General features: G+C 56.6%; 9 protein-coding genes. 7 read left to right on the top strand and 2 right to left on the bottom strand.

Annotation, left to right across the window (positions count from 1 at the left end; translation table 11 throughout):
- Positions 1-26 precede the first annotated feature (26 nt).
- Positions 27-1,703, bottom strand: coding sequence for a glycosyl hydrolase (locus tag CRO08_RS00565; RefSeq protein ID WP_097034644.1), 1,677 nt, complete (start codon positions 1,701-1,703; stop codon positions 27-29).
- Between the two features lie 169 nt (positions 1,704-1,872).
- Between CRO08_RS00565 and CRO08_RS00570 the strand changes: the two genes are divergently transcribed.
- Together CRO08_RS00570 and CRO08_RS00575 are read left to right on the top strand one after the other, a co-directional pair.
- Entirely contained in the window at positions 1,873-2,721 is an 849-nt protein-coding gene (locus CRO08_RS00570; RefSeq protein ID WP_072809215.1) for a TIGR02147 family protein, read from the top strand.
- Positions 2,718-3,881, top strand: coding sequence for a hypothetical protein (locus tag CRO08_RS00575; RefSeq protein ID WP_097034645.1), 1,164 nt, complete (start codon positions 2,718-2,720; stop codon positions 3,879-3,881). Before CRO08_RS00570 ends, CRO08_RS00575 begins: the two co-directional genes overlap by 4 nt.
- Here the strand turns inward: CRO08_RS00575 and CRO08_RS00580 are convergent.
- On the bottom strand, positions 3,878-4,729 hold the full coding sequence (locus tag CRO08_RS00580) for a TIGR02147 family protein (protein WP_097034646.1): 852 nt from the start codon (positions 4,727-4,729) through the stop codon (positions 3,878-3,880). The genes CRO08_RS00575 and CRO08_RS00580 overlap by 4 nt on opposite strands.
- Before the next feature lie 184 nt (positions 4,730-4,913).
- Between CRO08_RS00580 and CRO08_RS00585 the strand changes: the two genes are divergently transcribed.
- The 5 genes from CRO08_RS00585 to CRO08_RS00605 all read left to right on the top strand — a co-directional run bounded on the left by CRO08_RS00585 (position 4,914) and on the right by CRO08_RS00605 (position 12,103).
- Positions 4,914-7,484: an Ig-like domain-containing protein gene (locus CRO08_RS00585; RefSeq protein WP_255252181.1), complete on the top strand. Its 2,571-nt coding sequence runs from the start codon at positions 4,914-4,916 to the stop codon at positions 7,482-7,484.
- A gap of 212 nt (positions 7,485-7,696) precedes the next feature.
- On the top strand, positions 7,697-9,139 hold the full coding sequence (locus CRO08_RS00590) for an esterase (protein WP_255252182.1): 1,443 nt from the start codon (positions 7,697-7,699) through the stop codon (positions 9,137-9,139).
- Between the two features lie 98 nt (positions 9,140-9,237).
- Positions 9,238-10,683, top strand: a complete 1,446-nt coding sequence (locus tag CRO08_RS00595; RefSeq protein ID WP_097034647.1) for an ATP-binding cassette domain-containing protein — start codon at positions 9,238-9,240, stop codon at positions 10,681-10,683.
- A 2-nt stretch (positions 10,684-10,685) separates the two neighbouring features.
- Positions 10,686-11,810 carry an Mrp/NBP35 family ATP-binding protein gene (locus CRO08_RS00600; RefSeq protein WP_097034648.1) on the top strand — a complete coding sequence of 375 codons (1,125 nt, stop codon included), beginning with the start codon at positions 10,686-10,688 and terminating at the stop codon, positions 11,808-11,810.
- Positions 11,807-12,103 carry a DUF971 domain-containing protein gene (locus CRO08_RS00605; protein WP_097034649.1) on the top strand — a complete coding sequence of 99 codons (297 nt, stop codon included), beginning with the start codon at positions 11,807-11,809 and terminating at the stop codon, positions 12,101-12,103. Before CRO08_RS00600 ends, CRO08_RS00605 begins: the two co-directional genes overlap by 4 nt.
- Positions 12,104-12,105 lie beyond the last annotated feature (2 nt).

Genomic DNA, 12,105 nt, shown 5'->3' on the forward strand with positions numbered 1-12,105 from the left:
ATCCCATACACTTCCCTTTCTGTCCTTTACTTCTTGAGGTAAACCGTATTCACGACGTGGCCCTGCACCTGCTTGCGGATGACGTAGCGGCCCTGCGGAAGCCCCTGCGTAGTGAGTCCCACGTAGTGGCCGTTCATGTCGAAAATTCCGATGGTGGTTGCCGTCCCGAGCAGGCGCGGTGCGGTCGCGATGCGGGTCGTGCCGGAGTCGGGAGGCGTTACTGTCGTATCGGGGGTGACGTCCGCCGTGTACTTGTCCCAGCCGGGCATGTCTTCGAGCGAAAGGACCCGCTCGTCATCCATATTGCTCTTCCACACGGCATCCTTTGTCTGGCCGGGCCAGGTTCCGCTCCAGGTGCTGTACCACGGCATCCACCAGCTCCATACCGCTTCGTCGGTGTGCATGTTGTTTACGTCGGGAATGGGGTCGTTTTCGCTGAGCGCGAGAATCTTCGTGCCGTTCGAGGCGCTCTTGAACTTGTCGAAGGCGCTCGCGTTGCTGGAGTGGTCATTTGCGCTGTTGTAGATGTCGATGGAAAGTACGTCGTAGTATTCGCTGCCCGGATTCCAGGAGGTGACGGTACTCCCTTCGGGGTTGAACACCCAGATCATGTTCTTTACGCCTTTGACCTTTACCATGCGGTCATAGACAAGGCGGTAGAGGGCCGCGAACTGGTCGCCCGAATTGATGCTCCACCAGAACCACTTGCCGCCCGCTTCGTGCAGGGGGCGGAAGATGCCTGCAACGCCTTCTTTCTGCAGTTCGAGGAAGTAGTCGGCGATGTGGTCGATGTCGGCGACGATTCCCTTGTAGGCGGCACTTTCGGTGTTCCATTCGGTAGTGCCGGCCTTGAATCCGGTCGCAAAATCGAATGTCGTGTATCCCTGGCCGTTATCGGCGCCCTGGATATAGAACGCGTCATCCTTGTCGAGCGGGTCTTTCCAGTGCCAGGTGAATGCGGGAATGCCGCCAGCCTTCCAGAGGCCCTTCGCGATAGAAATCGCCTTGTCGGTGTATTCCATGTTCCAGCTGCCGGAAGCGTTCGGGCCTGTCGCGAAAAGGAAGTCGAGGCCGACGAGTGCCGGGTACTTGCCCGTGCGCGTGTAGATGTATTTCACGTCGTCGTGGGTCTTGAAGTCGGCGCCCAGCGTGTATCCGCTCATGTCGCCGGTCATGATTCCGCTAATCGTCTTCTTGCCGAAGTTTTCGCGCAAGAAACTGTAGAGCTTCACGGCGCTTTCGGTCGCGTTCGGGGTGACCGGGGTCGCGGAAATCTTGAAGGGGGAGGATTCGTAGGGCTCCACGTCGATATAGTCCACGCTAATCCAGCCCCAGTACTTTTCGAGCGAGATGGAGTTTGTGCCCGCCTTGAGCGTGACGACGGTAGAGACGTCGGACCAGTTGGATGCCGCTTCGAAGTCGACGGTACCCGAGGTGGCGCCGTTGACCACGATGTAGTTTGCCTTGAAATCGCCCGCCTTGTAGTGGATGGTCACCTGGTACTTGCCCGCCTTTTCTGCGGTGACTCCCGCGAAGGTGATGTTGCCTTCCTGCATGTCGGCGTACCCCGTGCCCGAAACACCCGAGGCGTTGACATTTTTGGCACCTCCGGAGAGCGTTGCCGATTCCGCCTCGTACTTGGTGGCAAATGCCGCCGTCGAGACGCACAGACCGAGAATTGCGAATTTAAGGCCGATATTCATTAGAACTCCTTGGTTATACTGAATATACCTTGTTTTGCGGGTTGCCGCCAGTAAAATGTCCACGGGTGTGGACAAAAAAGTCAACATTGTTGTGAAAAAATTTACAAATTGATCCGAAAAAATTGGAAATTTAATAGCGAGAAACTATATTTATACCGGCAGGCCCGCCATGTTTTCGAAAAACAAGATCAACATATACGACTATTCCGACTACCGCAAGTTTTTGCAGGAGTTCTACGAATTGGAAAAGTCGCTGGACCCGACGTTCAGCTACCGCGTGTTCGCCACTGCGGTCAACATGGATGCGAGCCTCCTGGTAAAGATTTTGCAGGGCAAGCGCCACGTTTCGCCCAAGTGCATCGAGACTTTCGTGCAGTTCTTCCGGTTCAAGGAAGCCAAGGCGGAGTATTTCCGCGAGATGGTCGCCTACGGGAAGGCGAAAACCGACGAGCAGGTGCGCAAGCATTTCGAGACGCTGCAGAAGATGCGCCCTGCCGCCTGCCGCGAGCTGGACGAGGCCCGCTACCGCTACTTTCAGCAGTGGTTCTACCCGATGATACGTTCGGCCCTCGACGTGTTCGACTACCGTGGCCCGCAGGATGCCGCAAAGCTTGGCGAGAGCAGCGTCCCGAAACTCACCGCTACGCAGGTACAGGCCGCAGTAGACGCGCTGTTGCAGCTCGGGCTCGCGCATACCCGCAAGGATGGCCGCGTGGTACCTACCGAGGCCCACCTCAAGACGAAGGAACACTGGCTGAGCGCCTGCATTAGCGACTACCAGGCGAGCATTGCGGAACTTGCCCGCAAGTCCATCGCCGATACCCCCAAGGAAAAGCGCGATATCAGCACGCTCACGATGGCGCTCGACTCGAAACAGATAGAAAAAATCCGCGAAATCCTCGCCGAGACGCGAAAATCCATCGTAAATGTGGTCAATGCGATGCCTTCGCAAATTTGCGACAGCGTTTATCAGTTAAATTTCCAGTTGTTCCCGATGATGAAAAAGGAAGAACGATGAAAAGGGCTGTGGAGTGTTTAATATTGGGCGTGGCCTTGCTTGCCGGTTGTTCCGACAGCGGCTCCGAAACTGCGGGAGCCACGAGCGAGACGACGAACGGGATTGCCGTTATGGTGGTGGATGCTGCGAGCAAACCGGTTCCGCAGGCGCGTGTTACCCTGTATTCGAAGGCAGATTTTGCAGTAGTCAATAGTGCCGTCGCCAACGATTCGGGTCTAGCCCACTTCGATTCGCTCGCGGAAGAATGTTCCAGCGGGAACTGCTTTGTCGAAGGTATCGCCGGGGCAGATTCCGCACTCATGAACTGGAGCGAATTCAAGCCCGCCATTTCCGAGACCGAAATTGCGACGCAAATCGAACTCGCCCCGTCGGCATCGCTCACGCTGCGTACGGGAGCGACGACTGACGAAGAGGTCTTTGAATTCCTGCGCCTGGAATCTACCCCCTACATGGCCTCGCGCTCCGGAAGCGATTACGTATTCGCTCACGTCCCCGCAGGCATGTTCACCGTGGTCGCCGGAGATTCCGCTGTCGCCACGTTCTCGCTCGAAGCAGGAGCCGAAGCCGACACGCTCGTGAACGTTCCTGGAAAGACTCTCGAATACGTCTTCGAGGATTTCGACGATGGCGACAGCCTGAACAACCTCGCGAAGAATTACAGGAACTATGGCTGGTACTATATCGCCTCGGGTACGGCGACCTGGATCAAGCCCGATTCTGCAGGCGGGTTCGGCGGTGCCATCGTGGACGGTGACCGCGGGAAGTACCTTTCGCTGCAGTTCGACCTGGGCGATTCCGGCTACGTGCTTCTCGGCACGCATCTCGGGCTCGACACGGGCTATTATGATCTGAGCGCGCTCACCGCCATCCGCATGAAGGTTCGCGGGGACTGCGATTTCAGTTTCGCGCTGGAACACTACAAGGATCTTGGCGACAACAACTTCCAGAAATCGCTCTGGCACGCGACTGCCGACACCGCCTGGAAGGAATTCGTGTTCAGGCCCGGCAGGGAAAAGCTGAATGCATCCGTGTACCAGGTGGAATGGAAAAATATCGCCCACGAAATCGGGTTCGTGAGCATCTTTGCCAGTAGCGGAAGCTTCATCGAAATCGACGAGATCGTATTCGAGGGAATCGATACGGTAGCGCCTGCTCCCTAGTCTTTGCCGCCGACAGGGAACAGCGCGAACTGCAGCTGGAAAACCTTGTCGCTGTTCTCGTCCTCTTCGGCAATAAGCGCAATCTCCTTGCGGAATGCATTGATGCGTTCCACGATGCGCTCGTAGCCTTCCTGGCTTATCCCGAGGGTGAGTCCTGAAATATGGCGCGTGCCCGGAGGGTCGCGGTCGATGGAATCGGCGGCGAGCTTCAGGCAATCCTGGTGGAACCCGCGGAGTGCGAGTTTTGACGTGCGGTCGCCCGTGGTAATCGCGTTCTCCGTCAGTACGTACTTGCCGTTCTTGCCCTTCTTGATGAGCATGCAGTCTTCGAGCAACTTGACGGAAGCCTTCGCCTCTTCGGCGGTGATGCGCGGGTGTACGCGCCTGGCGAGTGCCTCGTAATCTCCGTCAAAGCCGTACATGCCGATGAGGCTCCTTATGGTAAGGTGCCTCCAGTGGCTATAAACCATGTACTGCGCGTGCCCCAGCAGGTGCTGCTTTTCGGCAAATCGCACCACCTTGAGCACGGCCTGCATCTCGCCGAATGCGCTGTTGCGTTCTTCGGTAGTTTCTGCCTGGTTGAACTTGACGAGCGCTATGAAGAATTCCGTCTCGTGCTTGCCGAGCCTGAGCCCGCTTGCTACCTTGGGAATGCTCTGGCTCGAAAGGTTCTTGTCGCCGTTCATCACGCGGCTTATAAAGTCCTTGGCCTTGAAACCGATCTTGTCAGAAAACACGCGGAGCGAGAAGGCGGGGTTCGCCTCCTTCTTGGTGTTGTAGTAATCTTTCAGGAATTCCCGGTAGTCCAGGTATTCGAAGATCTTCTTTGACGGTTTCTTTTCGCCCATGCCATAAATGTAAGAAAAATGCGTGGAAGGGGGTGCTCCGCGTCCGTTTTCCCGTTGTCCGGGAACAACGCTAAATAGGGGGAGTAAAAGAAAAGTGTGGGCAAAATCACTTTTTCAAGGTAGATTTTACCTAGTTCCCGCGAAAGTTGTGCAGATGTTTGCGTTGTCCGGGAAAGGGTGTATTATGTTGAAAAGGATGTTTGGTACCGTGGCGTGCGGAGTGTGGGTTGCCGCCGCGGCGATAAGCCCCTCCGAGGTGGTGTCGCTTCCGGGCGACGCCGCCTACGGTGGTGGTGACAAGGTGGGTTCGCAGTTGGTGGCCGCGACCTACAATGCGGGTGAGGGTCCGGGTATCTGGATTGTGGCCGATGGCGGCTACAGGCTCTACCATAACGGAGCACTCCTTGCCGAAGACAACCAGGCGGGCCGCGTACGCTTTGTTCCGATGACTTTTTTGCCCGGCGAGAACGCGATTTCAGTCGTGGGCGTGAACAGCCAGGGCGCCCCGGGCGTCATGGTGCAAATTGACGATTTGGACAGATCTTACTATTCCGGCAGCGGCTGGAAGGCAAAGCCGTCTGTCGGCAACAATTCCTGGAAAAACAAGGGGCGCGACCTTAGCCAGTGGGGGAGTGCGACGACCCTGAACTATGCGAGCAACAAGCTCCCGAGCGGGGCTGCCCTTTCGGGATTTGCCGCGAATACGCAGGCCAAGTGGATCTGGAGCGGCGCGGAAACCGACCCGACGGCCGTCCTGCTTTTCACATTCAACGTGAAGGCCGAAGGCTTCGGCGCCTCCACAACGGGCGGTGCAACTGGCAATATCGTTTTCGCGAGCGATTCCGCAAGCATCCGCAAGTACCTGCAGAGTAACGATGCGGTAACGATCCTTGTGCCCGAAGGTACTTACGATTTTAGGCAGATGCGCAATGCGGTAACCGAGGCGAACAAGCAGGGGCGTACCTGGTGCCGCACGACTTGCAGCGAGAAGAACCGCGTGACGGGCAAGACGAACAAGTTTTACCGCATCGCCTTCGAAAAGAACAGCTGCGCAAGCCTCGGCGAATCCGGACTCGAAATCGTGAAGGAATCGGACAATCTGCAGGCGTGGAGCAACTGGATTACCACCAAGCCGAACAAGAGCCTCGTGGGCATGGGTCGCGGCGCGAACCTGCGTGGCGCATCCATAGTGGTGCGCAGTAACGAGGGCTCGTACAACCACATTTACCGCAACCTTGCCATTTACGACGTGAACCCGCACCTGATTGAAGGCGGCGATGGCCTTGAAACTGTGGGCACCGCCTCAAAGCATGTGAAGGGCTTCTGGGCAGATCACATCAGCTACAAGTGGATTAGCGACGGTATGGACATGGAATTCGTGGACGATGCCACCATTAGCTACCTGGATTTTGACGGCGCGAACGAATACAACTGCTGGGGAACTGACCCTTACATGGCGCTTGTCGAAGATGCGCACCTGACTTACGCGAACAACTACTGGCACAATACGTACGGCCGTGTGCCGAAGGTCACTGGCGAAAGCAACGGTTCCCAGGTGCATCTGTACAACCAGTACGTGGACTACAACCGCTTTTTTATTGCGGGTGCAAACGGCCACAGCACAAACGCGAAGGCGTACGTGCGCTACGAGAACAGTTACATCGATAACGGACAGGGCTATTTGGCCGAATGGGGCGATAACGGCTACGTGTACTTTAGCGGAGTCACGTTCGGGAGCGGAACCAAGCAGCAGCACCGCTACAACGGTACGGTGACGCAGGGAGTTCCGAATGCGGCTACGTTCAACCCGAGTTACAGCTTTGAAAAGCGCACGGTGGCGAATATCCCGAAGGAAATCCCGAGCCTCGTGGGTGTGGGTGGCCGTTACGGCAAGATGCCCGAATACAACCAGGGCTTTGGCCAGAGCAACAAGGCAGCGACCGTTTCGATGACCGCTCCTGTGGCGGGTGCGAAATTTGATGCCGGCGCGATGGTGACGTTGAAGGCCGACGCGAAGGACAACGACGGTTCCGTGAAGAAGGTAGATTTTTATGTAGGCAATACTCTAGTCGGTTCTGCGACGGCATCGCCTTACCAGGTCAACGCGAGTGGGCTTGAGCCGGGCATGTATTCCGCAGTTGCAGTCGTGACGGACAATTCGGGCCTTTCGCAGATGTCTGCGTTCGTGACCTTCTCTGTCGAAGGGACGGCCTACCCTGAAGTTGTAAAGTGCGGTGGGGGTTCCAGCAGCCAGAGCATCAACCTGGGCGAACCGATTGTAGATTTCTGCTACACCTGGAGTGGTGCCGAGACGGTCGTGCCCGAAGGCTTCCCGACGGGCGTTACGACCAGCATCGATAAAACAAACCGCAAGATATCCATCAGCGGGACACCTGCAGAAGCGGGTGAGTTCGCCTTCACCGTCACGGCCACCAACAATGATTCCACATTTATTAAGAGTGGCCGCATTGTGGTGACGGACCCGAACGCTCCCGCGTCGTCTTCGAGTGTTGAACCGGAATCTTCTTCGGGCGAAGTCGTGGAATCCAGCAGTGGAACGACCTCTATCGCTACCCGCGCAACAAACTTTGCGACCGAGGCCGAAACCGCGTACTACCGCATATTCGACATGCAGGGGCGCCCGCTGTTTACCGGCTACAGGATGCCCGCGAAGATGCCCGCAGTACGCGCAATCGTGGTGGAATACTCGAATTCGGGTAGTGTCGTCCGCCGCTATATCACCGCAAAATACTAATAAGTTCTCCTCCTAACACCAGGGAACCGCCTTTCGGGGCGGTTCTTTTTGTGCTTATTTTGTATGGAATTGCTGTTTTTTATTGTTTTTCGCCGCTTTGTAAACGTTTGGTTGTGGACTTATTGTCCATACAACGTTCATTCCGGTGTGAGCGATGTCACCTGAAATAGGGTAGTTTTTGTACCAGGTGTTACTCTAAAGGAGTGTTTGGTATGAAACATACTCTATGGACAGGTGTGTCCTTCGGCGTCGCCATGGCTATTTCTGCCGTTGCGGCAAATGCATTTACCCTTACAGGCAAGGTGAAAGACGAAAGCGGGGCGGCTGTCCAGGACGCTGATGTTACCCTTGTCCAGAAGAAACTCAGTACAAAGACGGATGCCGATGGCGTGTTCTCCTTCCACAAGGAAGATCCGCAGGCGCTGACAATGGCGAACTCCGGCATGGTCGGCTCCCTGTCCGTGAATAACGGCGTGCTTTCGTACTCGCAGAGTTCCAGCACTCCGGTGCAGGTGCAGATTTTTGACATGGTGGGCAACCGCCTGCTCAACGAAACCCTGTACGGTACGGGTTCTGTCGACATGAAGGCTTCCGTGAAGGCGCACGGCACGTATTTCGCCCGCGTCCGCGTGGGGAGCGCCCAGCAGAATTTCAAGTTCACCGCCGATGGAAGTTTTAACGCCTCCTTCGGTGACAAGACTTCCGCAAAGGCTCTCCTCAAGATTGACAACTCCGATATCTTGCGCATTGTAAAGGAAGGGTTTGACACGCTCAGCGTGAAGCTCTACAACCTCGATACGAACGTCACGCTCACGCTCAAGAAGAAGGCTGCTCAGTCGCAGTATGCCTACGGTTGGGGCCTCAAGAACGATCCGGTGCCCACACGTGGTTGCGGCAAGACCTGGAACCGTGTCAAGTCGGGCAGTTACGAATTCCAGTGGAGCAAGGGCAAGCGTACCATCCGCATCGACATTCCCGACAATTACGACAACAAGAAACCGTACAAGCTCATTTTCGGCATGCACTGCATGGGCGGCTGGGCCGGCGGTGTGCAGCAGGAAGGCTACTATGGCCTCAAGCCGCTTGATACTCAGAAGACGGCTATCTATGTCGCTCCCGAAGGCAACGGAAACCAGGCCCCGTGGGGTCAGGATGACTACCTGCTCTTCGATGAACTCCTGGCCGACTTGCAGAGCAACCTTTGCATTGACTCTAGCCGCGTGTTCTCTACGGGCTTCAGCTACGGTTCCATGTTCAGTAACGGCCTTTCCTGGAACCACCAGGATGTGCTCCGTGCAGTTGCCGTGTACGAGACTGCAGAGCGCAACATCTGGCTCCCGCAGCGCAAGAAAATGGGCATCGGCTGGATGGGCGTGCTCGGCCTGCAAGATGACCTTTGCCGCCCTGAAATGGGTCGCGCCGCTCGCGACATCATCCTGGAACTCAACTCCGAAAACGGCAAGGCCAAGAATGAAAAGGCCCAGGAATACGGTGGCAGTGGTCCGCACGTCTGCTACGATTACACGACAGTTGAAGAACGCTTCCCGGTCCGCTGGTGCACGCAGAACGGTGGCCACATCTGGGACCACAAGGATCCTGGCCAGAACAAGTCCTGGGTTCCGCAGGCCACATGGGAATTCTTCAGCAAGTTCTAGAAAGTTCACACATCCACACTCCAATAACCTTCCTGGCTTTACGGCCGGGGAGGTTTTTTGATTAACCCTCTCTTGTCTCATTTTCTATCTTTGTATATATGGAATTCAAGCGTTTTGAGGCCCTTATCGAGATGTTCCCGCAGGTGCAGATTTTCAGCACCGAGGGGGAGGACCTTGACCGGGTCATTACTCATTTTTTGAACCAGCGGAAGAATGTTTCCACGATGTCGGAAGCGATGCAGCGGAAAATCCAGCATGCGCTCGCTCCGTTTTTCCAGCAGCGGTTCATCAGCCTGCACGACGAGGAAGCCCCGCTGGTGCGCCACCTGCTGTTGAAGAAGAAGTTCTTCTTGCAGACCGACCGCTACATCGATGACATGGCCTGGCCGGAGACGGACCCGGACAAGCTGGGCGAAGCCTTGAAGATTGCTGACCTTTCCGAGGAAATTCTTGACCGCAAACTGCTTAGCCTCTCGAACGGCGAACTGCGCCGTGTGCTGCTTGCCCGCATGTGGATGGAAAAGCCCGAGTGGGTTTACTTCAATGATTTGTTTGGCGGGCTAGATCCGGAATACCGCAGGCACCTTGCCGCAAGTGTGGTGGAACTCTGCAGGCGCCCGGGCCTGAAAGTTGCGGTGCGCCTTGCCCGCGAAGACGAACTGCTCCCGGAAATCCCTGCGTTCGTGTATGCGAACAAGACCTTCACGCAGTATGCGGGCGAGTTACCTTCCGAAGTCGCGAAGCCGAAATTTACGAAGGCCGAGCTGAAGGACTACGAGATTGTGGAACTTCGTGGAAGTTCCCTGAGCTTGCCGAAGGGAACTGTAGTTGATTCAAATCAGGTGGTTCGGCAGGCTCACCAACCTGATTCGCAGTCCACTGCCGAGATTTTGTTTGACCTGAAAAACGTGAACGTGCAGTTTGGCGATACGACGGTGCTCAAGAACCTGAACTGGACGGTGCGCAAGGGTGAACACTGGGCGGTGATGGGCGAGAACGGTGCCGGCAAGAGCACGCTCCTCGGGATGCTCACCGCAGATCACCCGCAAATCTACAAGAATGATATTACTTTGTTAGGGATGCGCCCGGGGCACGGCCTCAACATCTGGGACCACAAGGCGAAACTCGGGTTTTTCTCGCCGGAGCTCGCGCTCCAGTACCGCGAGGACTTGAACCTGCAAGAGGTGCTGTGCACGGGCTTTACCGCGAATTTATGCAAGGCGGAGAACACTACCTGGGAAGAGCGTGCGAAGGCGAAGGAATGGCTTACTTACCTGGGCTTTGACGATGTGGAGGCGCGCTACCGCAACCTCTCTCCCATCGACAAGCGCGTAATCCTCATGGCGCGTGCGGCAATCCGCCCGCCCGAGGTTCTGCTGCTCGACGAACCCACGCAGGGGCTCAAGGGCGAGTACCGCGAAAAGATTTTTAACTTGTTGCAGCTGCTTTCGAAAGAGACGACCATCATTTTGGTGAGCCACTACGAAGAGGAATGGCCCCCCTGCATGACGCACCTCCTCCGCATGCCCAAATTCTCGGGGTGATTATGCAATTGAACGAACAGAACATACTGAATGCCTTGCAGGCGGTCCAGGACCCTGACCTGCACAAGAATATCGTGGAACTGAACTTTGTCCAGAACCTGAAGGTAGAGGGCGGCAGGGTGAGTTTCGACCTGCGGCTCACGACGCCCGCATGCCCCATCCGCGACAAGTTCAAGGACCAGTGCATCGCCATCGTGAAAAGCCTCGGTGCAAGCGAGGTAAATGTGACGTTTACCGCGCAGGGCCGCGTGGGCGAGGGCAATACCGCAGCGCAGGCCCCGAAGGTTTCTTACATCAATGAAGTCGCACACGTGGTCGCGGTAGCGAGCGGAAAGGGCGGCGTCGGAAAGTCCACCGTGACGGCGAACCTCGCGATGGCGCTCAGCCTCTCGGGTGCCCGCGTGGGTATCCTCGACGCCGACATTTACGGCCCCTCCATGGGCCTCATGTTCGGCATCGACCGTGCTCCCGAGGTGTTCGAAGACAACACGATTGCGCCGGTCGAGGCGAAGGGCGGAATCAGCATCGTCAGCATGTGCATGTTCGCGGACAGCGACAAGGCGACCATCTGGCGCGGCCCGATGGTCTCGCAGATGATCCAGCACTTTATCCACCACGTGCGGTGGGGCAAGCTCGACTACCTGCTGGTGGATTTCCCTCCCGGAACGGGCGACATACAGCTCACCCTCACACAGAACTGCCCGATGGCGGGTGCCGTGGTGGTGACTACCCCGCAGGAGGTGGCGCTCGCCGACTGCCGCAAGGGGCTCGCGATGTTCGACAGCGTGGGCGTACCCGTGGTGGGCGTCGTCGAGAACATGAGCTACTTCATTTGCGACCAGTGCGGCAAGCACCACAACATATTCCGCCAGGGTGGCGGTGACCGCATTGCGAAAAGCTGGGGCGTACCGCTCATCGCGAAGGTGCCTCTTGAACCTGCGGTTGCCGATTGCGGCGACGAGGGAACTCCTGCCGTGCTCCGGTACCCGAACTCCGAGTCGGCGAAGGCCTTCTTGCAGGCGGCAGATGCCATGGTGCGCACGCTCTCGGTATTCAAGTCCGAAGGTGACGGCGTGCTCAAGACGTTCAATTTTGAATTCGCGGAACTGCCGGAGGAAGACGTATGATCCAGCCCAAGAAGATTTTCAGGACAAAGGACGGCAAGCTCGGGTTCGAGTGGAACGACGGTACGCGAGGTGCGTGCTCGGTACGTGAACTTCGCCTGGCCTGCCCGTGTGCCCTCTGTGTCGATGAACATACCGGCGAAAAACTGCTTGACGATTCCACCGTTCCTGCCGATATAAAGTTAGAGAGGGTGCAATCCATCGGTCGCTACGCTGCGGGGCTAACCTTCAGTGATGGTCACAACTCGGGAATTTACCCTTACGACAAGTTGAAAGAATTGACGAAAAAGGCGTAAAA

This window comes from Fibrobacter sp. UWT3 (assembly GCF_900230125.1).
In the GTDB taxonomy this organism is placed as follows: Bacteria; Fibrobacterota; Fibrobacteria; order Fibrobacterales; family Fibrobacteraceae; genus Fibrobacter.